Origin of the sequence: Halomonas sp. HAL1 (assembly GCF_030544485.1) — a bacterium.
Classification (GTDB): domain Bacteria; phylum Pseudomonadota; class Gammaproteobacteria; order Pseudomonadales; family Halomonadaceae; genus Vreelandella; species Vreelandella arctica.
On record NZ_CP130610.1, the window covers coordinates 2,392,016 to 2,417,270 of the forward strand.

Below are 25,255 nucleotides of genomic sequence, written 5' to 3' on the forward strand. Positions count from 1 at the left end.
TTGCGTAGCTAGCGGCAAAAACTACTTGCCTAATATCTTTACCAACTACGACTTGCATACAGCAACCGCTGAAAGAGCCTATTGACTCCCCAGCAGCTCCAAGCAGAATTACTTCTGCATGGAACGCTGGAACATGCGGTTCATTTCTTCACGGTTCTGCTCAGACATCTGCAGAGCAGCCTGCGCATCGCGCTGGGCTTGGTTTGCAGTGTTCATAGCTTGTGAAGCCATGCTGCGTGCTTCTGCAGCGTCAGCCTGTGCAGATTCTGCAGTCATGCGGACTTCTTCCAGCGCGCCGGTAGAAGCACAACCAGCAAGAATTGCCAGAGAAGCGGCAGCAGCAGTCATCTTCAGAGTAGTTTTCAAAGTCATAATGTTCTCCTTGAGTCGTCCTTGGGTACTACATTAAGGGTATGACAAAAATAAGGCTACGCACTTTACTAACGTACTTAGCTTAAATTTGTCTACCTGCGGTGCAGGTTCTTTACAGTGACTTGTTTTGCGATGCTCGCAAGTCAAACGCTGTTTTATAATAGACTACAGCGGTTGTCTATAGCCACTTGTTTAAAACCTCGAACTTCCTTCAACGGCATTAGCTTAACGGATCACTACACGGGTGCCAACACCCACTAGCGATGCCAAGCGATCAATTTGCTCGTTGGTAACGGCGACACACCCTTGAGTCCAATGATAGCGACCATGAATATCGGGGTCCGCGCTACCCAAGCCATGAATCCCAATCGCCCCACCCAGGGCAGTATTTTGCGGTGGTTGACCGTTACGTCGGTAGTAGTCGAAGTAATCTTCATAATCGGTTTGGGAATAAATACCTTTTTCAAGCGCCATGCGTGCATGGGCTGGCGTTGGGAAATCAATCCCCATAAACGTACGCCACTGGCTTTCGTAATTAAAACGATTGATACGAAACTCACCCTTAGGCGTCACGTTATCGCCACGAACGCGCTGAGTCTTCGCCCCTGCACGCCCTAGGGATATGGGTGCATAGCGCTCCAAAAGCGTATTACCACGGAACACACTGAGTGTAGCCTCTTGATCATCAATCAGTACCCACAGCTCATTGCTATGGCGCGGCACATGGGCGCGCGTAAGCATTGTTTCGATAAGGTCAGAGGGAGCAGCCTGGTTAGGTGCAGTGACAGCAGCGCTAGCAACCGCTGGCAAGCTCAGCACCATAGCTAAAAATCGACGGCGATTGATTAAAAACATGACAGCTCTCGAAACATAGTAGCCTGTGGTTGACCAACTAAACGCATAGGGTGGCTGTTATACCTTATTCCCACATCCGCCGTAAGTAATTTCGTCATAGTATCGCTTTGGGTCGTCCCGAAGCGATGATGTACTCGCCAGTGGCACATACTCATTAAACGCCCTGCAACTCTTCCATACTCGCCATCATGTGGCGTATTTCAGAATTATGCCCTTCAGCTAGCGAATCAAAGAACTCTGCTTCGGGTTCAATTCTCGAACGTGCGGCACGATGCTTGTACAACGCCTGCAAACGCTCATGGGCGGTGGTGGCTGTTTTCATGGCATCTTCTATGGAGCCTGTAACGGTTTGCTCCGCAATTCGATCCAGTTCTGGTGGTTCGGGAAATTCGCTCGACTCGTCGAACCACGTCTCCAGCACCTCAGAATGATCCGTACCGTCATGGAACAAGTCTTCAAGACCCGTTTTCATCTTCAATTCACGGCTGGCGAGATAATCTAATCCCATTTTTAAGCGTTCATTGTCGGCTTTATCAGCGGCCTCGCTGTATTGACGCGCCATTCGCGCGTGAAAGCCTGCCGCCCATTCGACTAAATCTTTAACTTGGTTATAGCGCATCATGATCTCCTTTTCGTGGTGCTTACTTGACCAGCGGGTAAAATCGAGCCTTTTACCACTCCAGGCTGGTTTCACGCAGAGCACTTATTTCGCGCTTTGCGGCCTGAAGGTTATCCAGCAATTGCTGAGGCAAACTCGCTTGACTATCCACCTTAATCATAGCGGGATTATGAGTAGTACGCCGCGCAGCACCTTCATCGCTATGTAGGCGTTCAAGCTGACCCGTCAGCCAATTCAACCAACTTTCCGGCTGAGCGTTTAAGTCGCGCAGGCGCTGTAGCTCTGCCAAAGCCGGGCCTTGCTGAGATAACAATACATGCCAGCGATGCTCTGGCAAGCGAGCATGCTCTGTGACTTCCCGTAAAAGCGACTCTAACGCCAGCTCAAAGAGCGCCAACGCGCCCTCCTCCAGTGCCATCTGCCGCGAGGGGGCATGCTCATCCTCCCCCGCTGGCATAATGGCTAACAGCTCCGCTTGGTAGAGTAACTGATTGGTCCGCGAGCGTGCATTCACTTGCGCTTATCCTCCACGTGCCATTTGCCAGCCTCAAACATGGCCTTCCAGCCGGTGGCTTTGCCCTCTTCGTCAGTCATTACAAACTGCTCTTTCGTCTTACGCGAATAACGGATTTGAGCGGGGCGACCATCGGGGTCTTCGCTAGGCGCTTTGAGAATAAAATGGTACTTCTCAGGCAGCTCTTCGGCATGCGCTTTCAGCTCTTTCACCAGCGGCGGCCGCGTTTCGCGATTTTTAGGAAATTTGCTCGCCGCCAAAAATAGGCCACTCGCGCCATCGCGCAGCACGTAATGGTCGTCCACTTTTTGACACGCCAGCTCCGGCATCGGGATTGGATCCATTTTTGGCGGTGCCACTTCGCCACTCTTCAATAATTTGCGAGTGTTTTTACACTCGCTATTGGTGCAGCCAAAATACTTACCGAAGCGACCTGATTTCAACTGCATCTCAGAGCCACACTTATCGCACTCGATCACAGGACCGTCATAGCCCTTAATCTTGAATTTACCGCTTTCCACTTCGTAGCCATCACAGTCAGGGCTGTTGCCACAAATGTGCAGTTTGCGCGTTTCATCAATCAGGTAGTTGTCCATTGCCGTGCCACACTTGGTGCAGCGACGCTTAGCACGCAGTGCATTAGTTTCGGCCTCTTCGCCCGCGTCTTCCGCTACCGCTTCTTCACCTGGGATCAGGTCGATGGTGGTCTTGCAGCGCTCTTTTGGCGGCAAATTGTAGCCGCTACAGCCCAGGAACACGCCTGTTGAAGCGGTGCGAATTTGCATATGGCGGCCACATTTCGGGCAGTCAATATTGGTGGGCACCGGCTGATTGGGCCGCATACCATCTTCGCTCTCCGCCTTGGCTAGCTCTTCACGAAACTCGCCGTAGAAAGCATCTAGCAAAGCCTGCCAGTTACGCTCGCCTTCGGCGACTTCATCAAGACTATCTTCCATGCGTGCAGTGAAAGAGAAATCCATCAAATCAGGGAAGGACTCTTTCAGCCGCTCGGTAACGATATCGCCAAGCTTCTCGGCATAAAAGCGGCGGTTTTCAAGCTTCACATAGCCGCGATCCTGAATCGTGGAGATAATCGATGCATAGGTAGAAGGACGACCAATCCCCTGCTTCTCAAGCTCTTTCACCAAGCTTGCTTCGGTGTAACGCGGTGCAGGTTTGGTAAAGTGCTGCTGAGGATCGAGTGCTTCCAACGCCATCGGCGTGCCTTTAGGCAAGTCAGGCAGGGTCTGATCTTCATTTTTACCGCTGGGCTTCATCACCCGCGTATAACCATCAAATTTAAGCACGCGCCCTTTAGCACGCAGCTCATACCCATCAACCTCGACGCTAAGCGTGCTGGACAGGTACTCAGCAGGCGTCATCTGGCAAGCCACAAACTGGCGCCAGATTAGCTCGTAGAGGCGCTCTGCATCGCGCTCCATGCCGGACAGGTCTGATGCTTTGCGTTCAACGCTGGAGGGGCGAATCGCTTCGTGGGCTTCTTGAGCACTCTCTTTGCTGCTGTAACGATTAGGTGCTTCAGGCAGATAGCGTTCGCCAAACTCTTCGCCGATATAACTGCGCACGCCTTCCACTGCATCTTTTGAAAGATTGGTGGAGTCAGTACGCATATAGGTGATATAGCCCGCTTCATACAGACGCTGGGCCATGGTCATGGTCTTCTTAACAGAAAACCCTAACCGGCCACTCGCGGCCTGCTGTAGCGTAGAGGTAATAAAGGGCGCTGTCGGCTTGGAACTGGTGGGCTTATCTTCCCGCGAAGTAATCGCAAGTTTGGCTTTTCTAAGCTGCTCAATGCGCGCCAGGGTGTCTTTTTCAGACGTGGGCCTAAAGGCTTTGCCATCCTGACGAGCCAGGGCAAAACGCACCAGCTCACCCTCGGGGGAGGCCAAATCCGCATGCACATCCCAGAACTCTTCGGGAATAAAGGCGCGAATTTCTCGCTCGCGCTCAACAATTAGACGTACCGCGACTGACTGTACACGGCCAGCCGATAAGCCGCGTGCTACTTTCGCCCACAGCAAAGGCGAAAGCATAAAGCCCACCACGCGATCCAGGAAACGCCTAGCTTGCTGTGCTTCCACCCGGGGAATATTTAGCGCGCCCGGCGCTTTGAACGCGTCCTGAATGGCATTTTTGGTAATTTCGTTAAACACCACGCGCTTATAGCGACTGTCGTCTCCACCGATAGTCTCACGCAGGTGCCAGGCAATGGCTTCCCCCTCGCGATCCAAATCCGTTGCGAGATAGACAGCGTCGGCTTTCTCAGCCAACTTTTTCAGCTCAGCCACCACTTTCTCTTTGCCTGGCAGCACTTCATAGCGCGCTTCCCAGCCATTATTGGGGTCAATGCCCATCCGCCGAATCAGCTGATCCTGGCTCTTACGCTTCTTATATTCCACCTTCTCTTCCGCCGACATCTTGCGTGTCGCTGCGGCTTGGCGCGCGCGCTCCTTAGGGTCGGAGGCAGCCTTACCTGAGCCGCTGGTCGGCAGGTCACGAATGTGACCCACGCTCGACTTCACGATGAAATCGTTGCCGAGATATTTGTTAATCGTCTTCGCTTTAGCCGGCGACTCGACGATGACCAGTGACTTGCCCATAGTGCTCCACTTTCCTAATGCACGGGCTGTCTAGCACGTGCTCTAAATTCGGTGCCGTATCGCCGGGATGAAACAGCCCATTAACAAAGATACGGATGAAAAAATGCGCCTACCCTACCCCAGCCCTTGGCTAAGCGCCAGTAGCAACCAAGCCGTAGGAAGAATCCGTAGATTTCAGACAAAGAGTAGCTAGACACTAGACTGCCACTGGCATTACGGCAACCCAAAAGGCACACAGACAAACAAAGCGCCCCCACCATATAGGCGGGGGCGCTGTAAGCTAACGCACTGTTTTAGCGTTTGTCAGAAGGCTTACTACCGCCGTTAGCACTGTCAGATTTCACTGTTGACTTGGTGCTTTCCTCATCGGTTGCAGAGGGTGTAGTGGCTTTTCCCTCTGCTTTGTCAGGCACAGCCGAGGACTCAACAGAGGTTAGCTTAGCTGCTTTTGGATTAGCTTCTTCTGCATTAGCTTTTGCCTGACTAGCTCCTTCCGATTTAACAGCTTCCTGCTTGGGTTTGATAGCTTCTGATTTAGCAGCTTTCGGTTTGGTAGCTTCTGGTTTAATACCTTCTTTATCAGCTTTACCAACCACACCAGTCTTGGCGGTTTGTGACTTTGCTGGTGTTTTCGCCTTTGTCTTGGCAGCGTTAGGAGAAGCAGGTGTTTCCTTTTTGCTAGTCCGTGCCTGATCAAAAAGCGCCTTTATCTGAACAAAGCGATTTGCAGCATGCTCCGTAAGCTCGCCACTGGCGGCAAACACGTGCTCAAGATGGCTAATATAACCATCGATATCGTCGTTGCTATTACCCTTGAGCAAAATAGGCAGTGCATTCAGTGCTTGCTCACGATCCAGCTTCAAGATAAAGAACTGCTCGCGCACTAGGCGTTTAAATTCACTCAGCTCTATGCCTGGCTCAAGCTCGGCACGGGAGGCGCGTAACCGCTTAAAGTTACGCTCATCCGTGGCTGGAGCACCGCCGAGCACGTAGATCAGCGAGCGCATAACCGCTTCATGCGCACCGCCGTGGGTAATCTTCTCACGCAGCGCTTCCTGACGCTGCTCCATGAAGCGGCGGTGCTCGGGCTCAGCCCCGGGGCGGCGGCGATGCACATGGGCATCGCCATAAAGGCCCACGGCGGCCTGCAACAGCGGCTGGCCGTAAATATCCATAAACATTTTTTCGGTGCTACTATCGCGTAAGTCGCGCACTGCATTGAGGCTTGCAACCAACTGGTCAGAGCCCATGGTTTCAAGTGCTTTAAACAGATTATCTTGAGACACAGGGTGACGATTTTTACGCACCGCTTCTGCCATTACCGGTAACGGCACGGAAAGCGGGTTACGGTCGGAAAGCAGTTTGTAGCCCAGCCGGATCGGGTGCATACGACGAATAAAGCGGGCAGCTTCCGGCGTCATAATAGCTTTTAGCCAGGGCTGCATAAATATCCGATACAGCCCCAAATTAATTTCTGATATACGCGCCACGGTGGCAAAGCGACGATCATCCTCAGGCTTGTGCATCACTGCCTGATCTAACTCTTCAAAGTTACGCGGCATAAATTCGAGCAGATAATCACGCTCGAACAGGTCAGCATCTGCGCCCTTTTCCGCCGGGGATATGGAGGTTTCGTACAGCCCAGACGGTAGTACGTCGATGTAATCCATATTGGCAGTGAATTCGGTATGCTCTTTGCGCGACACGCTACCCGAAACAAATATACCTAGGTGGCCGGTAGTATCATGCTGGCAATAGACGATAGTTTGCTCGTTGGCGATGATGTCATCTGTGTTTTCATATAAATCACGAATCCAGCCCAACGCTTGCGGCGGCGGGGTAATATCGTCCCCACGAGAACAGAACACCACGATCGGTGAGCGCACATTCCGTAGGTCGATTCGGCGCCCATCACGAGTCACCAACTGCGCGGTAGAAAGTCGATTGCCAACAAACAGATTATCGACAATATATTGAATTTCTTCACCGCCCAACAGGACGTGACCGCCCCACCAGCGTTCAAAGTCGAGGTATCGGCCTGCTTCTGTATCGATGTTATCGTAAAGGTGATACTGTTTTTTCCAGTAGGTATTAGCCGGGTTGAGGCGCTCAAAATTCTGCACCAGCCACGCCCCGTCAAACAGGCCATTGCCAATATCGCTAGTGAGTGCCGTAATCCAACTACCCCCGGTCATACCGCCCGTATAACGCATTGGGGCTTTACCATGCTCGCCCGCCCAATAAGAAAGCGGCGCACCGGCAATAAGGATCGGCCCAAACACATCTGGCTCTAGTGCGGCCGCCATCATGATTTGCCAGCCTGCTTGGCAATTGCCCACCACCATTGGCTTTTCGGTGGTTTCGGGGTGAAGCTCGATTACATGGCGTAGAAATGCAATTTCTGAATCAACTACATCCTCGACGGTTTGACCCGGCTCAGGAAAAGGTAAAAAACCAATAAAGTAGCAGGGATGCCCCGCTTTTAGCGCCACCCCCAACTCGCTGTCTGGCTTAAAGCCACCAATCCCTGGCCCATGCCCCGCTCGCGGGTCGATCACTACAAAAGGACGTTTTTGTAGGTCAGTTTCAGTCCCTTCATGGGGCAGTACGCGCAGCAGTTCATAGTTAGTTGGCTGCGGTAGCGTCCGTCCATCCATCAGCACTTCGGTATCAAACCCCAACACACTGGGCTTGGTTTGCTCCATATGCTCAAGGTACTGATTACCACGCTCGCGCATAACGTCCAGGTACAAAACGCTACGCTCCATGCTATCGCGCCAGTAACCGAAAGCCGCCCGTCCAAACCCAAATGGGTCGAACAAGGAAGCGATCGTTTCACTACTTGGCAACGCTGTGGAACCATTTTGTTGCTTTAGCCAGGCGTCAGTAAAAGCGCTGGTGGAGAGCAAAGGATTGGCGAGAAAGTTCATAGGTTCTCCCATTGGGATGATGCGCCGGCATCAAACCGGGCAGCAATCAGGATGCTGCAATGCAATATAGTTTAGGCCACTACGTGCGTGACGTCGATCTTTACCCCTAATAATTACGACTAATGGGGTGACATAGCTCTCTTTAAGCAGCGCCAAAGATTCAGTGTTAGCATGCGTTGCGCTGACGATAAAGCCTGTATTTGGCATTAGTCCTAGCGACATTAAAGGGTGTTCACTATGAGGTTGCTATGTCATCCCCTACTCTGCTCAATCGCCTTACATTTCGGCAACTACAGGTCTTCCAGGCGGTGCACCGGCAACGCTCTTATTCTCGCGCAGCTGAGCAGCTGGGACTTACTCAGCCCGCGGTGAGCGCACAAATACGCCAGCTTGAGCTGGCACTGGGTCAGCCGCTTTTTAACTACGCGGGCAAAACGCTCCACACACTTCCCGCCGCCGACACGCTCGCCCATTCGACACGAGAAATTTTTGGTCAGCTTTCACGTCTGGAAATGAACCTATCGGACATTAACGGCAAAATAAGCGGCGAACTTAATATTGCGGCAGTATCCTCGGCTCAATATGTGGTGCCTTACTTACTCGCCCGCTTCCGTGCTCACTACCCAGAGGTGCACGTTCGCTTAAAGGTATGCAACCGCAGCCAAGCCCTAGAGCGGTTGACTGAGCAGCAGGACGATCTCGTTATTATGGCGATGGTGCCAGAGGATGATCGCTTAGTAGTGATGCCAATTCTTGATAATGAATTAATCGCGGTGGTTTGGCCGGAACACCCCTTGCTTTCCATGCCAGAGCCCTCTCTGGCAGACTTTGCACGCCACTACGTATTGATGCGCGAGCCAGGCTCTGGCGTGCGCAATGCCTTTGAACAAATGGCCGCCAATCAGCAGGTCGCCCTTCCCCACTGTATTGAGCTGGGCACCAATGAAGCAATTAAAGGCGGAGTCATGGCCCACTTAGGCGTTGCCGTTCTCCCCCGCTTGGCGGTACAGCTTGAACTTGAGCAAGGGTTACTTTTTGAGCTTGGGCTTCCCGATTTCCCGATCCACCGATCCTGGTGCACGGTGTATGCGCGGAAACGTTTTCCCACACCGGTGGCAGAGCTTTTCTTAAGCTTTATCCGTGAGCACTTACCCGATTATCGCCGCCACTTTCAAGCGCCTTCAAGCCCGTTACCGAGCCACGGCGTCGCTTGCCTGCCAATGCTTGCGCCCTAGGGTCATGCGGTGTCCTGTTGACAGTGAGATATGTTACATTAGTAGCTATTAGCACGATGAAATATCGGATTCACTTCGTATTAATTAATCAGGTATCAATTGGCAGGTCTTGTAAGGGCTTAACGCCCGCAAACGTACTTGGCCTACCGCACAAAAGAGAGGCTCTGTCCCTATGAGCAATATCCCTCCGCAACGCGTGTCTAGCGGTGAAAAATTCCGTAATGAACATGGCATGTCGGTGATCAAGGATGGCATGAAGCAGCGCAAAGCGCAGGCAGAAGCCCCTTCTCTTGAACGCAAGCCCAAGTGGCTGCGCGCACAGATCCCTGGAGGGGAGCGCTTTGAGGCGGTCAAGAAAAACGTCGCCACTCACCGACTGAGCACCGTTTGCGCTGAATCTCATTGCCCCAATATGGGCGAGTGCTGGAGCAACGGTACGGCGACCATCATGCTTATGGGGTCAGTATGCACCCGCGCCTGTCGATTCTGCGCGGTAGATACCGGCAACCCACAAGGCTGGCTCGATCATGAAGAACCTGAAAACACCGCGAAGTCTGTGGAGTTAATGGGCCTTCGTTACATCGTGCTCACCTCGGTAGACCGTGACGATCTCGACGATGGCGGTGCATCGCACTATGCCAACTGTATTAGTGCCATTAAAGCGCGCACGCCTGAAGTAGTCGTGGAAGCCTTAACGCCTGACTTCGATGGCGAGCTGAGTGCTATTGAGCGCGTTGTTGATTCTGGGTTACAAGTATTTGCCCAAAATGTTGAAACCGTTGAACGATTAACAGGCCGTGTACGCGATCGGCGAGCCGGTTATCGTAAAACGCTTGATGTGCTTGCCCATGCCAAGCGCTACCGTCCTGACATCATCACCAAAACCAGTTTGATGCTGGGGCTGGGGGAAACTGACGAAGAGATTTTGCAGACTTTTGATGATCTGCGTGAAATCGGTGTCGATATCGTCACGCTTGGTCAATATCTGCGTCCAACCAAAAATCACTTGTCGGTAGAGCGCTGGGTAACGCCAGAAGAGTTTGACCGCTACCGCGTGATCGGTTTGGAGAAAGGCTTTATGGAAGTGCCTTCGGGCCCGCTGGTGCGCTCCAGCTATCGCGCTGATCGCGTGTTTGAAAAGAACAACCTGGGGCTCGCCTCACCCGCTGCAATTCCTGGTCAGGAACAAGAAGCGAATCCCAACATTATTCCAGCGCTAAACGTAGGATAGGCCTAACTCTAGCGCTATAGAGTTTGCTGAAACGGGGAGCCAGTGGCTCCCTTTTTACAGGGGCGAGCTATCTACACTGACTAATTCACGATTTAGCCGTTTGGCTAGCGCTTTCGCCAACTGCTCTCCGACCCGATGATCACTTGGCAGTGCCGTAAAATCGGCCAACCTCACCATGGGCATACCTGCATAACCGCAGGGGTTAATTCGTAAAAAAGGCGCTAGATCGCCATCGACATTTAATGCCACGCCATGAAAGCTTGCACCACGCCGAATACGTAGACCTAATGAGGCAATTTTGGCCTCACCCGCCGCTGTCATGACATAGACCCCTGGCGCATCGGGGCGCGCACGCGCGCTTACCCCATAGCTGCTTAAAACATCAATTACCGCATTCTCCAATGCAGTAACTAAATCGCGCACGCCAATTTTACCTCGTCGTACATCCAGCAACGGATACAGCACCACTTGCCCAGGGCCGTGGTAGGTCACCTGCCCGCCCCTATCCGTATGCACTACCGGAATATCGCCGGGCAAAAGCAAATGCTCTGGCTTGCCTGCCTGCCCTTGAGTAAACACAGGATCGTGCTCGACCAACCAGAACTGATCAGGGGTATTGGCATCGCGCGTATCGGTCAGCGCACGCATTGCCTCCCAAACAGGAAGATAGGGTTGGCGCCCTAAGTAATGCAGCCTGATTGGCACGGCGTCGCTCACGCTTACACCACCATATGGACACGGCCGGTGGCTTTTAGCGCCTCAAACAGCCCTTTAATGTGCTGCTCTCCGGTCGCTCTAATCACCACACGAACCGATTGGAAACGACCATTACGGCTATCAACTACCTGCATTGTCGTAGCGTCGAAATCAGGCGCATGGCGCACAATGACCTGGCACACACAAGCAGGAAAGTCTTCAGCAGCATCGCCGACGACCTTTAACGAGTAATCACAAGGAAAAGTGATTTTAGGCGGCTCTTGAACCGCTGGTTGGCGCAAATCACGCAGTCCCTGTGGCGTACCTTTTTTCATAGCAACCCCATCATTGCAAAAAAGAAAACCAACGGCTTAAACCTAATCAATATTTAGTCGGTAAAGTTGCTGATTAGGCCACTAAAAAAGCGCTGCACCTGATCAAACAAACGCTTAAAGAGACCGCCCTCTTCAATGTTTTCCAGGGCCACCAGTCGCCGTTCACCGACCACCTCGTCGCCCAGATGAACTTCAAGGGTGCCGACCTCGTCACCAATAGCAATCGGGGCCTGTAGATCTGGATTCAGATTAAGGCGCGCACGCAGCTCTTCATTACGGTTACGCGGCAAGGTCATAAAGACCTCTTCATCGACGCCCACGCGTAATTCGTTAATGTCGCCACCCCACACACGCGGCGTTGCCAGAACAGCACCACGCTCGTAGAGCTTCATGGTTTCAAAAAAGCGAAAACCATAGCTGAGCAGCTTTTGCGTTTCCTGAGCACGCGCTTCATCAGAGGTGGTGCCCATCACAACCGAAATCAAGCGCATATCATCACGCTTAGCCGATGAGACTAGGCAGAAACCCGCCTCCGTTGTCCAGCCGGTTTTTAGGCCATCGACCGAAGGATCGCGCCACAGCAGACGGTTACGGTTAGGCTGGTCGATGCCGCCATAAGAGAAAGTGCGCTGAGAGTAGATTTCATAGTGGTCGGGGTAATCATTAATAATATGCTGGGATAAGCGCGCCATATCGTGGGCAGTTGAGTAGTGATTATCCCCCGGCAACCCCGTGGCATTTTGGAAATTTGTATTATTCATGCCCAGCCGAGTCGCATGTTGGTTCATCAGATCGGCAAAGGGCGTTTCTCCACCCGCTAAATGCTCAGCCATGGCGACACTGGCATCGTTACCCGACACAATAATGATTCCATGAAGAAGGTCATCTACTGAAACTTGATCACCCACTTCGATAAACATTTTAGAGCCGCCGGTACGCCACGCGTTCTCACTAATATTAATCATGTCAGTCAGATTAATAGTGCCGCGATCAAGCTCACGCTCAACCAAATAGGCCGTCATCAGCTTGGTCAAACTCGCTGGTGGAAGGCGTTCATCCGAATTATGCTCCGCCAATATGCGACCGCTGTTGGCATCCATGAGTATCCACGAACTCGCCGCTAACTGAGGGGCCGCAGGAATAATGGTTTGCGGCTGCGGAATAACCGGCTGAGGAACTTGCTGTGCGCTGGCAGGAATAGCAGCCGTCGCCATTGCAGCAAAAAGGCACAGGCGTGCAGAGCGACCAATGGATGTAAACACGTTCATAACGTCAGTCTCACTTACTTGAAAGCTTACTTGTAAAGCTTTTTAAAAACAGGGCGGCGCGTAAAACGCGCCACAAGAAATAAATAGGGTGCTAATTATCGCACAACAAAGACCTGGGGGAACCCTGCTTGACGCAGCGTTTCACGTGCTTGCGTCTCCTGCCCAGGCCTAATGGGGCCTACTTGCACACGGTAGACGTCGGCATCACTCATAATACGTACGTCATGGGGCTGTTCAACCTGCAAACGCTGTTGCAACTGCTGTGCGCCTTCCGGGTTACCGAGAGCAGCAATTTGTAGGTAAACGGCGTCACCTGTTCCGCCTTGGCTTGGCGTTGGCTGAGATATCGATGCTTGTGAGGGCGCAGCAGGCATTGAAGAATTAGATACCGAAACATTAGACGCCATTTGCCGGGCAACAACCGACGGAGCGCTTGAAGCAACTTGCCTCGGCTCCGGAGCGCTTGCCTGCTGGGACGAACCACTCCCCCCTCGACCACGCTCGGCTAGCCACTGTTCAGGGTTGATCGCTTCAACTTTAACGGCGCCGGTGCCATTGTCGAGAAAACCCAATCGTGCCGCTGCCGCATACGAGAGATCTATTTCACGGTCACTATGAAACGGACCGCGATCATTGACCCTGACAATTACTGATTGCCCGTTATCCAAGCTGGTTACCCGAGCAAACGTGGGTAAGGGCAGCGAACGGTGAGCTGCCGACATTTTATACATGTCGTAAATTTCGCCATTTGAGGTCGCATAGCCATGGAATTTTTCACCGTACCAAGAGGCCGTACCACGTTTTTCATAGCCTGTGGCATCGGGCAGCACATGGTAGGTTTTACCCCACACCTCATAGGTTGAGCGGTTGCCGCCTCGAGAGGGCTGCTCAACGCGCGGCTCTGCATCGGGCACTTTGGTAACATCCGGCGGCTCAAGTGGGTAGGCATCTCCACTCATGGCATAACGACCGTCACTCGTAGCGACCGATGAACTGGGGGCAGCGGCTTGATTGGCCGAGCTAGGCACATCAATACGCTGGGTATCGTTGCTAGCACAGCCACTGACCAGCGCCAGCAAGGCGATTACCCCGCCAGCACGCCTGGTTATCGTCAGTTTGCTATTCATACCTCGTCCTCATGCAGCTTATCGTGCAGTGCGGCGATCTCTTCTGCCAACTCGGCTACAGCCATGGCATACAGGTGACTATGGTTATAGCGAGTAATCACATAAAAATTATACTCGCCAAACCGATAGTGAATCTCGCCATCAGCGAACTCAAGTGCCAATGGCACGACCAACAATTCACTATCAAGAGACTCATTAGGCGTCAGTCCATGCACGGCAAGTTGAGCAACACTCACTGCAGGAGGCGACGTTTGGTTAAACGAGAGTTCCTGTAATAGCTCCTTAGGCAATTCGTCTGGCCCAGTGGCCTGGTGATAAATATCAGCCCCTGGTTTCCAGTTATGCTCGGCAAAGTAATTAGCGACACTACCAATCGCATCGACTGGGTTTTCCCACAGATCGCGACGGCCATCGTCATCAAAATCTACTGCATAGGCTTGGTAACTGGTGGGGATAAACTGCGGATAGCCCATGGCACCTGCATAAGAGCCGCGTAGCCCAGTAGGGTCAACCTGCTGCTCATACGCTATACGTAAAAATGCTGCCAGCTCACCCCGAAAAAAAGCGCCTCTCACCGGGTGATGAAACGCCAGCGTGGCTAGCGAATCCAATACACGGTGCTGGCCTTTATGACGGCCGTAGTAAGTTTCAACGCCAATAATAGCGGTAATTATTTCAGCGGGAACACCATAGGTACTTTCGGCTCGCGCCAAGGCGTCAGCATGCGCATCGATAAATTCAACGCCCTCCTCAATGCGCTGCTGGGTCATGAAAATAGCGCGATACTCATGCCACTTTAAACGTCGCTCGGCGGCCCCTTCCATAGCGTCCAATACACTTTGGGTATAATTAGCCTGCCCGAGCGCCTCTTCCAGCCACGTTTGTGGCACCCCTTGCTCAACTAGCTCTTCCATCAGCGCTTGGCTGTCAGCATTTTGCTGAGGTGCAAAGTGCTGTGGTGCAGCTTGCTGGCCACCCTCAGAAGGCTCATCAGCAATTGATATGGGCGTTACCCAGCACATCATGGCTGCCAAACAATAGCGGCTCGTCTTCCCTTGAACCTTGTTCATTAACTCTCCACTCCTGAGCTCTTTATCCCAAAACGATTAATTCCAGAATCATCTATTCCTGAGTTCTCCATTGCCGAGCAACACAGGCGTCTGAACTATATGTTTGGGCTGGGCAACTTTGCTAGCGCGACAGCAGCCGACGATGAGCATGTATGGACATGAGAATACCGAAACCCGCCAACAAGGTCACGCTTGAGGTGCCGCCAAAGCTAACCAACGGTAGCGGCACACCCACGACAGGCAGAATGCCACTCACCATGCCCATATTGACAAATACATAGATAAAAAAGGTGAGGATGATACTGCCTGCGACTAAGCGACCAAAGGTATCCTGGGCAGCGCTTGCCATCCATACTCCACGGCTCACGATTAATAGATACAGACACAACAGCACCAGCATACCCACTAAACCAAACTCTTCGCCTAAAACGGCAATAATGAAATCCGTATGCCGCTCTGGCAAAAACTCTAACTGGGACTGGGTACCCTGCAGCCACCCTTTCCCCCACAATCCACCGCTACCGATGGCGGTGGTTGACTGAATGATATTCCAGCCAGAACCCAGTGGGTCGCTTTCAGGGTTCAAAAAAGTCAACACGCGCTGACGCTGGTAGTTATGCATATTCATCCATAACACCGGCACCCCGGCAGCCCCCAACGCCGTAATAAACCCGATCAACCGCCACGACAAACCTGCCAGCAGAACCACGATAAGAGCAGCACTGGCTACTAGCAATGAGGTTCCCAAGTCAGGCTGAATAGCCGTCAGCACGACGGGTACGCCAATGATAACCCCACACACCAGTATATCGCGCAGACGCGGCGGCAACTCACAGCGATTAAGATAGGCCGCCACCATTAACGGGGCTGCCAGTTTCATCATTTCCGAGGGTTGAAAGCGTATGACGCCAGGAATGACCAACCAGCGTTTAGCGCCCATACCCACATCACCGAATACATCAACGGCAACCAGCATGGCAACCCCGATGCCATAGGCTAGCGGAGCGAAGCGCAAAAAAGTTGAAGGTGAAAACTGGGCAATGATCACCATTACCACCAGAGCGATGCAAAACCGTACGCCCTGAGCAATCACGGCATCAATGGATTGCCCAGAAGCGCTATAAAGAACGATCAAACCACTGCCCATCAATACCATTAGCAAGCCAAGCAGCCAGGGGTCTAGATGGATTCGCTCCCAAATACTTTTACGCCGGGCGATGCCGCTTTCGGGCGGGCGAACAGGGTAACCACGCATAGAACGCGCTAGATAATGCCAAGGCATGGGTTAGTTACCCTCCACGTTGGCGTTATCTTCTTCTAACACTTCGCGTACTTCTTCTACGTCCGGCGCTTCATCCTCAAGTAACCAGGCATCCGTCATAGCACGCGCCAAATGAGCCGCGTGTGTACTGCCGCCGCCTGCGTTTTCAACAATAACGGATACCGCAATCTGAGGGTCTTCCAGCGGTGCAAAGGCCATAAACAGCGCGTGGTCACGGAGCCGCTCCGCTAACTCATCAGCGTTATAGCGTTGGTCCTGGCCCAGCGAAAACACCTGTGCAGTGCCTGACTTGCCGCCCATGCGGTACTCAAGGCCCACGCCAGTTCGACGCGCTGTCCCTTCGGTGCCACTAATCACCTTCTCCATACCGCTGAACACCCGGTTCCACCAGTTATCATTGGCTAACTGAATGTCATCCAAGGTATCGGGCAGGTCACGGGGGACAGGGGAATCGCCAATCTGACGCGCCAAGCGCGGCTTCACCCAGTGGCCGCGATTGGCCAGCGTTGCAGTGGCGCTGGCTAGCTGCAAAGGCGTCACCTGCCAGTAGCCTTGCCCAATCCCCACGGAAAGGGTCTCACCGGGATACCAAGGCTGGTTAAAGCGTCCTCGTTTCCAATCACGCGAGGGCATCAATGCGCTGCTTTCTCCTTGCACGTCATGGGCGACACGCTGACCAAAACCAAAATTACTCATCTGTTCATGGAGATTATCGATACCTAAATCATGTGCCAAGGTGTAGTAGTAAGTGTTATTGGAAACAGCCAGGGAACGCTCCATATCGACACGACCGTGCCCCCAGCGCAACCAGTTGCGGTAACGGCGGGAGTCGTTGGGTAACTGATAATAACCGGGGTCATTAATCGTGCTATCAGGGGTAATGACGCCTTTCACCAACCCGGCCAGCGCTAGAAAGGGCTTAATAGTAGAGCCAGGAGGATAATGGCCACGGATAGCACGGTTAAAGAGCGGTAAATCGAGATCCTCCTGCAAACCACGATAAGAAGCCACATCAATGCCGGTGACAAATTGATTACTGTCAAAACCCGGTGTCGAGACCATAGCAAGAATCTCACCCGTAGCTGGCACAATAGCGACGATAGAACCGCGACGACCATCTAACAATTCATAAGCCAACATTTGGAGGGACTTATCCAGCGTCAATGTTAAATTCTTCCCAGGCACCGGGTCAGTGCGCCCTAGCTCTCGTAGCACTCTTCCGCGGGCGTTCGTTTCCACTTTGCGTAAACCCGCCTCACCGTGAAGTTCTTCTTCGTAAAAACGTTCAATGCCGGTTTTACCGATAAAGTGAGTACCCGCGTAACGGCCTGCATCCAGCGTTTCCATCTCTTCAGCATTAATACGACCAACGTAACCTAGCGCATGGGCCATTATTTCGGCATCCGGATAAAACCGCAGCGGCTGTGCCTCTATCTCCACCCCTGGCAATCGGTGGCGGTTAACTGCCAAACGGGCAATTTGGTCTTCGCTTAGATCACTGGTAAGCAGCGCTGGCTGGAAAGGTCGTTGACGCTGGCGTGAGCGCACGTTAAACGCTTCAATCTCTTCTTCAGGTAGCTCAAGAAGCTCTACTAGCAGCGCCAGCGTTTCATCCAGATTATCGACGCGCTCGCGGACGAGGGTCAGGTTATAGGTTGGACGGTTTTCGGCTAACAGTACGCCATTACGATCGTAAATTAACCCCCGATTAGGCGGCAGCGGTTCGACGCGAACCCGGTTATTTTCAGAGCGCGTGCTATACATGTCGTGCTGGACGATCTGTAAATAAATTAGCCGCCCCGTTAACAAGCTGGCAAGGGTCAACACCACCAACACGGCGAGCAGCGCTCTAACACGAAAAATACGCAGTTCTTGCTCGGAGTTTTTTAGCGTGTTGGGGCGCTTGAGCATGGCAACGAAGACTCTCAAATCAAACAAAAGGCGCAACAGGACACAAACAGTAATGGCTTACCATTCAGCCGTTAACGGTGATAAGGGTGACCCACTAATAGTGTCCAGGCACGGTAGAGCTGCTCGGCCAGCATAATTCGTACCAGTGGATGTGGTAGCGTCAGTGGAGAGATTGACCAGGTTTTGTCGGCCGCGGCTGAGAGCGAAGGCTCAAGCCCGTCTGGCCCACCTACAAGCAAAGCAATATCCCGCCCAGCCATGCGCCAAGCGTCAGCTTCTTGTGCCAACTGCTCGGTGGTCCATGGCTTACCTTTCACTTCCAGTGCTACCACGTATTCGTCGCCACGCAACTTATCGCGAATACGCTGCGCCTCCTGGGCGCGCGCTTTCGCGATATCTGCATTTTTGCCACGTTGGCCGAGGGTAATTTCTTCGATCTCGAGATTGAAATCTCTCGGAAGCCGCTTACGGTAGGTCTCCACGCCCTCTTCTACCCACCCAGGCATTTTGCTTCCCACCGCTAACAGCCGGATTTTCATGACATGCCGGCTCGCTCTTGAAAGCGCTCAAGCGACTCACCAATCGCGCCCGAATCCGTCGGCAGATCGGCCCATAGCCGCTCCAAATCATAGAGCGTGCGCGCCTCAGGCATCATGACGTGAACCACAATGTCACCCAGGTCGACCAGCACCCAGTCGGCGTTATCACCACCTTCCACGCCCAAAGGGCCAAGTCCTGCAGCCTTGGCTTTTTCCACTACGTTTTGCGCCAGAGCAGCGACGTGACGGGTCGACGTACCACTGGCAATCAACATGAGGTCGGTGACCTCGGTTAATTTAGCAACATCTAACTGCGTAATGTCGCGTGCTTTCAGTTCTTCTAGCGCGTCAACCGCTAGAGTTTTCAATGTATCGATGTGCATGACTCCTAAAGACAACCTCATGGGGTAATCGGTCAATAAAGCCGGCCATTGTAACGGCTTATTTGACGACTGCCAGCGCTATTCACACTGCTGGTAAAGTCCGTAGTGCGCAATAGCCTGTTCAACGGGGGGCGGCACCAAATAGCGCACGCTTTTACCCGCTTCTAGCCGCTTTCGAATATAGGTCGCTGAAATGGCCATTAACGATGGCAATTCAAGCGACAAAAAGCCCCCACATGACCGCTGCATTAATTCCTCTACGCTATCGACTACCCGATGCTCTACCAGTTCCATTAATGGTGCTGGCAATGGATCGCCATAGCCTGGACGAGCAATAACCACCAAATGGGCAAACTCAAATATGCGCGCCGGTTGATGCCATTGTGTAAGCCGCAAAAAAGCATCGAAACCAATCGCCATGACCAAGCGCGCATGCTCACCATACTCCGCACGCAGCTCGACAAGCGTATCGGTGCTGTAGGAGGGGCCGTCACGCATCAGCTCGCGATCATCAGCCAACAAGCCAGGCGTGTCACCGATACCTGCCTTTAAGAGCGCCAACCGTTGCCGCGCTGACACCTGGGGCTGATCCCGCAAAGGGGGCTGCTGAGCAGGTATCATATGTAGCTGATCAAGCGACAGCGCCTCATGCAACTCCACAGCACTGCGTAAATGCCCCAAGTGAATGGGGTCAAAAGTGCCCCCCAACATTCCGATACGCTGAAACTTTAGACTCACACCGCCCCCTTATTCACGCACTTGGCCATCACCGAATACGACGTACTTCTGGGTGGTTAAGCCCTCTAACCCTACCGGCCCGCGGGCATGCAGCTTGTCGGTTGAAATCCCAATCTCAGCGCCCAAGCCATACTCAAAACCGTCAGCAAAGCGAGTCGAGGCATTAACGATGACCGAGCTCGAATCCACTTCCGCCATAAAGCGTCGCGCCAGTGAATAATCTTGGGTCACAATCGCGTCGGTGTGGTGTGAGCCGTACTGTTCGATATGGGCGATCGCTTCATCAACCCCATCGACCACTTTAATCGCCAGGACCGGGGCTAAGTACTCAGCGTACCAATCCGCCTCATCGGCTGCGATAGCCTGAGGTAACAGTGCCTGAGTACGCTCACAACCACGCAGTTCCACCTCATGTTCAGCATAGGCACGTGCTAGCTCGGGTAACAGTAAATCAGCAATCGGCGCATCGACCAGCAGTGTCTCCATGGTGTTACAAGTGCCGTAGCGATGGGTTTTCGCATTGACGGCGATGGCTAAGGCCTTGGCAGGGTCAGCGGTGGTATCGATATAAACATGACAAACCCCGTCAAGGTGTTTGATAACCGGTACGCGCGACTCACGGGTAATACGCTCAATCAGCGATTTCCCACCACGGGGAATAATGACATCGACATATTCCGGCATGCTAATCATGGCGCCTACTGCCGCCCGGTCGGTGGTTGCTACCACCTGAACACTACCTGCTGGCAGACCTACATCCGCAAGCCCTGCTTGAATACAGGCACTAATCGCAGCATTTGAGGCGCTGGCTTCTGAACCGCCACGCAAAATACAGGCATTACCCGATTTTAGACACAGGCTAGCGGCTTCCAGCGTCACGTTAGGGCGCGACTCATAAATAATGCCAATAACGCCTAGTGGCACGCGCATTTTGCCAACCTGAATCCCGCTGGGTCGGTAACGCATATCACTAATCTCGCCCACTGGGTCTGGCAAGCTCGCTACTTGCTGAAGCCCTTCAATCATGGCGTCGATTCGAGCATCGTTTAGCGCTAAACGGTCTAACAGCGCGCTCTCTAAGCCGTTCTGGCGGCCACGCTGCAAATCCTCAGCATTGGCATCTAGAATGCGCCCACGCGCTTCTGCCAAACGCTGCGCCATTGCCATCAGGGCACTGTTTTTCAATCCCGTATCCGCCCGGCGTAGCTCACTGGCTGCGCGGCGTGCCGCCTGACCCAACGCCTGCATATAGGCGGGCACGTCTCCAGACGCTAGGTGCTGATGGGCCTCTTCTTGGAACGATGTTGAAACGCTCATAGTGTCTCCATGCGGCATCGTGCGTGCTAAGTTCAAATATGAAATTCCAGTACTCAAGCCATGTATTCAAGCCGAGTGTTCAGAATAACTACCAAGATTAAAATCTAAAGTGAATAATGCCCTAAGCAGGGTCGAGGTACGCTGTTCAGTGGTTATGAAATGATAACCCAATATCTTTGAATGGCATGATTGTGCAGCCGTTTTTACGTTTGTGCTTATGTTACGCCATTTCGACGTTATACTGAGGATGATTAAGGCGCTAATATGTGTCGCGTACGTTGTTCATAATACGCTCACCCACTTGCTCAGATATTTCTGGTTATTCAGGACGAATAGTAAGTCACCATGCAAAGCAAGTACAAAATACGCTTACTACGTGCCAACCTTTTAGCGGCTGCCGTTGCTTTGGCGCTTTGGACGCCCTCTACGCCGCCCGCTGCAGCACTCGTGCTGTGGCTTTCAGTCGGCTGGCTATTTATTACCGCTCTAATGCTCGACTTCAGTCACCGACGCTCGCGAGGGTTGCCATGGCAGCTTGTGCCGGGCGTGCTGCTGGTCGCGTTAATTGCGGCTGCTCCTGAACGGCACAGCATTTTGATTTGGGCCTGGGCCGCCATGCTGATGCTGCCACAAAATAATTGGGTGGCGGCGTTTCACCTCAGCGCCGCATTGGTTAGCTCTGTTCTGGTGGCGCCCCAACTGGAAAAGTCTGAATTTATTCTGCTGCTCTGCTGCCTGTTCGTGCTTGGCTTGCTGGCCCTCTCCAGAGCACAGCAGCTTATTGATATGAACGGCTCTATTCGCCAACGCTTACGCTTGATTCCAGGGCTCAATTTATGGGCCGGTGAACAATTACTGCGCGACATTGCCCGCGAACAAACGCGCTGTGAGCGTGAAGGCATTCATGCAGAAGTATTTATACTGCACGTCAAACGTCATCAACTTTGGCCAACCGCACAAAAACTGTGTGGATTAACGCATGATTTTGAAAACGTGTACCGTTTAAGCAGTACGACGCTGGTCACCCTGCTTCTCGCACGTTCACCGAAAGAAGCCACTCAACGACGCAGCTTGCTGCTCGCCGATTTACCCGACAATATCACGAGTGAATACCTTGAATTGATCGATATCGAACCGGCAACCCTATCGGTATGTGAGATGAGTAAGTTACCGGCTGAGCGAGCACGAGAGACAATATGACCGAGCACCATATTCCCAAGCGGTTGATGACGCTCGCCTACGCCGCCAGCATTGCGCTAATGGCGGGTTATGCGCTTTGGCTATATGCCATGGGTGACTACCGCGACCTGCTGATCCCTACGTTCATGACCCTGCTGCTCATGTCAGCGTTACTCATGCATATCGGGCAAGGGCTGAAAAGTTATCTGCCGCGCATCATATTGCTTTGCAGTACTTACTCGGTGGTACTTAGTGCTTTTTACTACCACCCTGGGGCATCGCCCATTTGGCTTGGCCTGCCCGTTACCGCCACTTTTTTATTGTTACCGTTGTGGGCTGCGTTACTGATCAATGTTGCTATTGGCCCCTTATGGTGGCTGCTTCCCTCCGTCGCCGCTGCGCCACCCGCGATTATTGTCGGCTATGCCGCCTTAACGCTGCTCCTTGCGCTACCTCGCTGGGAACACGCCCGTCGCCGTGCTTTGCTTCGGGCGACTGACCCAAACGATAGCGACTGCAACGCCTATCACATTGATACGCTGAAAGAACGCTTAAATAGCGAATTCCAGCGTGCAGCCATGCTCAATCAACAGCTAGCGGTGCTAGTAGTGCACTTGCCGCAGCTGGATATGGCCGCAGAGCAATTTGGCCATCGCGCCCAGACGGCTCTATTAGGCGCACTATGTAGCGAAGTGAATAGCCGCTGCCGTGACCATGATGTCCTGGGTCGCGCCGATAACGCTACGTTTTGGCTGGTTCTGCCAGACACCAGTGAAAGCGGCGCACTATTGGTTCGCGAGCGCTTACAGCGAGCTCTTTCTGAGCGCGTGCTGGTGGAAACTGGCCAGCTTGAAGCACGTATTGCGGCCTGCTTACCCAGTCGAGCAGAAAGCTTTGAGCGCTATTTAAAGCGCCTGGAAGCACGCGGCGCGTCACTCTCCAACGTTTAATTTATTGTTAGCCCCCCTCATTTGTCGCCGGAGAAGTATGTGCCGCTAGCCGATATGCTCCTCTCATTAACGCCATCGCCCCTACTACTACTTTGCTTGGTGCTGGTCATTGCATTAGTGGAATCGCTTGCACTAGTGGGCTTGCTAGTACCTGGCGTGGTGTTAATCACCTCAACGGCCTCTATGGCAGGACATCAGGATATTACCTTGGCATGGCTGATTGGTGCGGCCTTTATAGGGGCTGTTATAGGTGACGGCATCAGCTTTTTGCTCGGCTATAGACATCGCGATCAAGTTACCCAGCGTTGGCCACTGTCTCAGCATCCCGAGTGGCTGGGAAGAGGGTCACGCTTCTTTGAGCGCTACGGTATATGGTCGGTTTTTATCGGCCGCTTTGTAGGCCCTGTAAGACCTATTATCCCTTTGGTGGCAGGCATGATGCGCATGCCGCCGCACACTTTCATTTGGGCCAATCTAACCTCGGCAGCCCTGTGGGCACCTGCTTATATTCTACCCGGCTACTTACTAGGCCGCACTTGGCAGCACCATTTGAATCTACCACCAGGCCTTGAAGCCGCCTTACTGATACTGGCCGTTATTGTTGTCGCTCTCGCGGTTATTTTTTCATGGGGCCGCCATCAAGCCACACGGCATGGGCGACTTTACCGGATGATCGCCGGTACTGCTCGCCGGCTGCCACTGCTACGGCGTCCCTGGCTAGCAATGAGCCAATCTGGAGATGTCCCATTAGCCTCCCTGCTGCTGTTGGTCATAGCACTTGGTAGCCTCTCGGGCTGGACGTTAATGGTTATCGGCGAAAACGGCCCACTGGATATGGATATTTTTATTCATCGGCTGTTTACAGGGCTGCACGGCGATATTTCTTACAGCGTAGGGAATGTTTTTGCAAAAATTGGCGACACCTTTGGCATTATCGCGTTCGCGCTGCCATGGGCGGTGTGGCTACTGTTAGGCAAACGCTGGGATGCCCTACGGCACTGGGGCAGCGCCTTTGCAGGGGTCGCGCTGCTTAACATTATTGGCAAAGGGTTGTTTGGACGTGCCCGCCCTGACACACCGGACTACCTGATGGGCTCTTTTTCCTACCCAAGCGCGCATACATCCACCGCTGTGGTGCTATTTGGTCTGACAGCAGCGTTTATTGCAGCCGAAATGCCTCGCCATAAGCGCTTTTTGGCCTATTGGTGTGCACTTGCGCTTGCACTGCCTATGGCATTATCGAGACTGGTGGTGGGTGTGCACTGGTTTAGCGACCTGGTGGGAGGCGCGCTGTTAGGCTTAGTTGTCTGCGCACTAACCCTGCTGCATTGGCAGCAGCAGCCTCGGCCAAGCCTACGGCCATGCCCTTGGCCTCTACTCAGCGTGGCATCATTGGTACTTCTCAGCGCCCGCATCGGTTTTTTGCCGCCGGTTTAAAGCACTAACACCGTTTTGTTCAACCAAGGGCAAGCCAGAGCCCAACCCCTATCATCAACGTGCCAGCGATACGGTTAAGTAAGCGCACATTGCCGCTCTTGCCGAGCACATTACGTAGCGTTTTACCCCCAGTGGCGTAGACCAGCATGCTAGCGAACTCGATGGTTAAAATGACCGCAATCAGCAGGCTGAGCTGGCCTGGCAATGGGCGATTACTGTCTAAAAAAGGTGGCAGTAGTACCATAAAAAACGCCCACCCCTTGGGGTTTGCTACCGCGGTCACAAAGCCTTGCGTCGCTAGCTGTAGCCGACTGGCTGGTGGGCCAGCATCCAACTCGCTAGGTATTGCCATTCGTCCGCGGGAACGCCACATCATAATGCCCAAATAGCCTAAATAGGCGCCGCCCACCCATTTGAACAGCACAAACAGTTCTGGCTGGCGTAACATTAGCGCCGCCACCCCAGCACCCGCTGCTGCCGCTACCAAGCCGACGCCGAACAGCTCGCCCATCATCATCCACAGCGTACGCTTAACGCCTTGGGTCATACCCAGCACCATAGCAAGTGTCATGCACATGCCTGGGGTAAGCGAGACAAACAAAAACGTTGGTACAAAAACCGAGAGCGTCGCCCACGACATCAT

At 53.1% G+C, this 25,255-nt stretch carries 23 protein-coding genes; 5 read left to right on the top strand and 18 right to left on the bottom strand.

Annotated features, from left to right (window positions below; translation table 11 throughout):
* Positions 1–108: 108 nt before the first annotated feature.
* The 6 genes from Q3Y66_RS11230 to Q3Y66_RS11255 form a co-directional block, all read right to left on the bottom strand.
* Positions 109–372 (bottom strand): Lpp/OprI family alanine-zipper lipoprotein, encoded by a 264-nt coding sequence (locus tag Q3Y66_RS11230; protein ID WP_008956598.1) that lies wholly within the window; start codon positions 370–372, stop codon positions 109–111.
* 225 nt (positions 373–597) lie between these two features.
* A complete protein-coding gene (locus Q3Y66_RS11235) occupies positions 598–1,227 on the bottom strand; it encodes a murein L,D-transpeptidase family protein (RefSeq protein ID WP_008956599.1) in 630 nt (209 codons plus the stop codon).
* A 154-nt stretch (positions 1,228–1,381) separates the two neighbouring features.
* The gene (locus Q3Y66_RS11240) at positions 1,382–1,921 is read right to left on the bottom strand and encodes a 2-hydroxyacyl-CoA dehydratase (RefSeq protein WP_368411714.1); all 540 of its coding nucleotides are present in this window, start codon (positions 1,919–1,921) and stop codon (positions 1,382–1,384) included.
* Positions 1,899–2,360, bottom strand: a complete 462-nt coding sequence (locus Q3Y66_RS11245) for a DUF6586 family protein (RefSeq protein WP_008956601.1) — start codon at positions 2,358–2,360, stop codon at positions 1,899–1,901. Before Q3Y66_RS11245 ends, Q3Y66_RS11240 begins: the two co-directional genes overlap by 23 nt.
* Positions 2,357–4,984 carry a type I DNA topoisomerase gene (gene topA / locus Q3Y66_RS11250; protein ID WP_008956602.1) on the bottom strand — a complete coding sequence of 876 codons (2,628 nt, stop codon included), beginning with the start codon at positions 4,982–4,984 and terminating at the stop codon, positions 2,357–2,359. Before topA ends, Q3Y66_RS11245 begins: the two co-directional genes overlap by 4 nt.
* Before the next feature lie 293 nt (positions 4,985–5,277).
* Positions 5,278–7,914, bottom strand: a complete 2,637-nt coding sequence (locus Q3Y66_RS11255) for a DUF3141 domain-containing protein (protein WP_008956603.1) — start codon at positions 7,912–7,914, stop codon at positions 5,278–5,280.
* A 248-nt stretch (positions 7,915–8,162) separates the two neighbouring features.
* On the opposite strand from Q3Y66_RS11255, the gene Q3Y66_RS11260 reads away from it, so the two are divergent.
* Both Q3Y66_RS11260 and lipA read left to right on the top strand, forming a co-directional pair.
* Positions 8,163–9,149 carry a LysR family transcriptional regulator gene (locus Q3Y66_RS11260; protein WP_008956604.1) on the top strand — a complete coding sequence of 329 codons (987 nt, stop codon included), beginning with the start codon at positions 8,163–8,165 and terminating at the stop codon, positions 9,147–9,149.
* A gap of 172 nt (positions 9,150–9,321) precedes the next feature.
* Complete coding sequence (gene lipA, locus Q3Y66_RS11265; protein WP_008956605.1) at positions 9,322–10,380, top strand: lipoyl synthase; 1,059 nt, start codon at positions 9,322–9,324, stop codon at positions 10,378–10,380.
* 54 nt (positions 10,381–10,434) lie between these two features.
* Here lipA and lipB read toward each other — a convergent pair whose 3' ends face one another.
* The 11 genes from lipB to Q3Y66_RS11320 all read right to left on the bottom strand — a co-directional run bounded on the left by lipB (position 10,435) and on the right by Q3Y66_RS11320 (position 21,046).
* The gene (gene lipB, locus Q3Y66_RS11270) at positions 10,435–11,097 is read right to left on the bottom strand and encodes a lipoyl(octanoyl) transferase LipB (protein WP_035586226.1); all 663 of its coding nucleotides are present in this window, start codon (positions 11,095–11,097) and stop codon (positions 10,435–10,437) included.
* A gap of 2 nt (positions 11,098–11,099) precedes the next feature.
* The gene (locus Q3Y66_RS11275) at positions 11,100–11,411 is read right to left on the bottom strand and encodes a YbeD family protein (RefSeq protein WP_008956607.1); all 312 of its coding nucleotides are present in this window, start codon (positions 11,409–11,411) and stop codon (positions 11,100–11,102) included.
* Between the two features lie 53 nt (positions 11,412–11,464).
* Entirely contained in the window at positions 11,465–12,679 is a 1,215-nt protein-coding gene (locus tag Q3Y66_RS11280) for a D-alanyl-D-alanine carboxypeptidase family protein (RefSeq protein ID WP_008956608.1), read from the bottom strand.
* Positions 12,680–12,774: 95 nt separating this feature from the next.
* Positions 12,775–13,806, bottom strand: coding sequence for a septal ring lytic transglycosylase RlpA family protein (locus Q3Y66_RS11285; RefSeq protein ID WP_008956609.1), 1,032 nt, complete (start codon positions 13,804–13,806; stop codon positions 12,775–12,777).
* Complete coding sequence (gene mltB, locus Q3Y66_RS11290; protein WP_008956610.1) at positions 13,803–14,876, bottom strand: lytic murein transglycosylase B; 1,074 nt, start codon at positions 14,874–14,876, stop codon at positions 13,803–13,805. The genes Q3Y66_RS11285 and mltB overlap by 4 nt, the downstream gene beginning before the upstream one ends.
* A 121-nt stretch (positions 14,877–14,997) precedes the next feature.
* Positions 14,998–16,158: a rod shape-determining protein RodA gene (gene rodA, locus Q3Y66_RS11295; protein ID WP_008956611.1), complete on the bottom strand. Its 1,161-nt coding sequence runs from the start codon at positions 16,156–16,158 to the stop codon at positions 14,998–15,000.
* Positions 16,159–16,161: 3 nt separating this feature from the next.
* Complete coding sequence (gene mrdA, locus Q3Y66_RS11300) at positions 16,162–18,069, bottom strand: penicillin-binding protein 2 (protein WP_008956612.1); 1,908 nt, start codon at positions 18,067–18,069, stop codon at positions 16,162–16,164.
* A gap of 71 nt (positions 18,070–18,140) precedes the next feature.
* Positions 18,141–18,608, bottom strand: a complete 468-nt coding sequence (gene rlmH, locus Q3Y66_RS11305; RefSeq protein WP_008956613.1) for a 23S rRNA (pseudouridine(1915)-N(3))-methyltransferase RlmH — start codon at positions 18,606–18,608, stop codon at positions 18,141–18,143.
* Positions 18,605–18,991, bottom strand: coding sequence for a ribosome silencing factor (rsfS, locus tag Q3Y66_RS11310; RefSeq protein ID WP_008956614.1), 387 nt, complete (start codon positions 18,989–18,991; stop codon positions 18,605–18,607). The genes rlmH and rsfS overlap by 4 nt, the downstream gene beginning before the upstream one ends.
* Positions 18,992–19,069: 78 nt before the next feature.
* Complete coding sequence (gene nadD / locus Q3Y66_RS11315; protein WP_008956615.1) at positions 19,070–19,729, bottom strand: nicotinate-nucleotide adenylyltransferase; 660 nt, start codon at positions 19,727–19,729, stop codon at positions 19,070–19,072.
* Between the two features lie 9 nt (positions 19,730–19,738).
* Positions 19,739–21,046 carry a glutamate-5-semialdehyde dehydrogenase gene (locus Q3Y66_RS11320; protein WP_008956616.1) on the bottom strand — a complete coding sequence of 436 codons (1,308 nt, stop codon included), beginning with the start codon at positions 21,044–21,046 and terminating at the stop codon, positions 19,739–19,741.
* Positions 21,047–21,391: 345 nt separating this feature from the next.
* Here Q3Y66_RS11320 and Q3Y66_RS11325 point away from each other — a divergent pair, with 345 nt between their 5' ends.
* The 3 genes from Q3Y66_RS11325 to Q3Y66_RS11335 are packed head-to-tail and all read left to right on the top strand — an operon-like array spanning position 21,392 to position 24,612.
* Positions 21,392–22,246 carry a hypothetical protein gene (locus tag Q3Y66_RS11325; RefSeq protein WP_008956617.1) on the top strand — a complete coding sequence of 285 codons (855 nt, stop codon included), beginning with the start codon at positions 21,392–21,394 and terminating at the stop codon, positions 22,244–22,246.
* Positions 22,243–23,175, top strand: a complete 933-nt coding sequence (locus tag Q3Y66_RS11330) for a diguanylate cyclase (RefSeq protein WP_008956618.1) — start codon at positions 22,243–22,245, stop codon at positions 23,173–23,175. The genes Q3Y66_RS11325 and Q3Y66_RS11330 overlap by 4 nt, the downstream gene beginning before the upstream one ends.
* A 39-nt stretch (positions 23,176–23,214) precedes the next feature.
* On the top strand, positions 23,215–24,612 hold the full coding sequence (locus Q3Y66_RS11335; RefSeq protein WP_008956619.1) for a bifunctional DedA family/phosphatase PAP2 family protein: 1,398 nt from the start codon (positions 23,215–23,217) through the stop codon (positions 24,610–24,612).
* Positions 24,613–24,631: 19 nt separating this feature from the next.
* Here Q3Y66_RS11335 and Q3Y66_RS11340 read toward each other — a convergent pair whose 3' ends face one another.
* On the bottom strand, positions 24,632–25,255 hold the full coding sequence (locus Q3Y66_RS11340) for a LysE family translocator (protein ID WP_008956620.1): 624 nt from the start codon (positions 25,253–25,255) through the stop codon (positions 24,632–24,634).

Bases quoted from the DNA above. Each gene is read 5' to 3' on its own strand.
- mltB (WP_008956610.1), bottom strand. From the start codon at position 14,876: ATGAACAAGGTTCAAGGGAAGACGAGCCGCTATTGTTTGGCAGCCATG.
- rlmH (WP_008956613.1), bottom strand. From the start codon at position 18,608: ATGAAAATCCGGCTGTTAGCGGTGGGAAGCAAAATGCCTGGGTGGGTA.
- topA (WP_008956602.1), bottom strand. From the start codon at position 4,984: ATGGGCAAGTCACTGGTCATCGTCGAGTCGCCGGCTAAAGCGAAGACG.
- Q3Y66_RS11285 (WP_008956609.1), bottom strand. From the start codon at position 13,806: ATGAATAGCAAACTGACGATAACCAGGCGTGCTGGCGGGGTAATCGCC.
- rodA (WP_008956611.1), bottom strand. From the start codon at position 16,158: ATGCCTTGGCATTATCTAGCGCGTTCTATGCGTGGTTACCCTGTTCGC.
- Q3Y66_RS11260 (WP_008956604.1), top strand. From the start codon at position 8,163: ATGTCATCCCCTACTCTGCTCAATCGCCTTACATTTCGGCAACTACAG.
- Q3Y66_RS11235 (WP_008956599.1), bottom strand. From the start codon at position 1,227: ATGTTTTTAATCAATCGCCGTCGATTTTTAGCTATGGTGCTGAGCTTG.
- Q3Y66_RS11330 (WP_008956618.1), top strand. From the start codon at position 22,243: ATGACCGAGCACCATATTCCCAAGCGGTTGATGACGCTCGCCTACGCC.
- Q3Y66_RS11230 (WP_008956598.1), bottom strand. From the start codon at position 372: ATGACTTTGAAAACTACTCTGAAGATGACTGCTGCTGCCGCTTCTCTG.
- mrdA (WP_008956612.1), bottom strand. From the start codon at position 18,069: ATGCTCAAGCGCCCCAACACGCTAAAAAACTCCGAGCAAGAACTGCGT.
- Q3Y66_RS11340 (WP_008956620.1), bottom strand. From the start codon at position 25,255: ATGATGTCGTGGGCGACGCTCTCGGTTTTTGTACCAACGTTTTTGTTT.
- Q3Y66_RS11275 (WP_008956607.1), bottom strand. From the start codon at position 11,411: ATGAAAAAAGGTACGCCACAGGGACTGCGTGATTTGCGCCAACCAGCG.
- Q3Y66_RS11280 (WP_008956608.1), bottom strand. From the start codon at position 12,679: ATGAACGTGTTTACATCCATTGGTCGCTCTGCACGCCTGTGCCTTTTT.
- Q3Y66_RS11325 (WP_008956617.1), top strand. From the start codon at position 21,392: ATGCAAAGCAAGTACAAAATACGCTTACTACGTGCCAACCTTTTAGCG.
- rsfS (WP_008956614.1), bottom strand. From the start codon at position 18,991: ATGCACATCGATACATTGAAAACTCTAGCGGTTGACGCGCTAGAAGAA.
- lipA (WP_008956605.1), top strand. From the start codon at position 9,322: ATGAGCAATATCCCTCCGCAACGCGTGTCTAGCGGTGAAAAATTCCGT.
- Q3Y66_RS11320 (WP_008956616.1), bottom strand. From the start codon at position 21,046: ATGAGCGTTTCAACATCGTTCCAAGAAGAGGCCCATCAGCACCTAGCG.
- Q3Y66_RS11255 (WP_008956603.1), bottom strand. From the start codon at position 7,914: ATGAACTTTCTCGCCAATCCTTTGCTCTCCACCAGCGCTTTTACTGAC.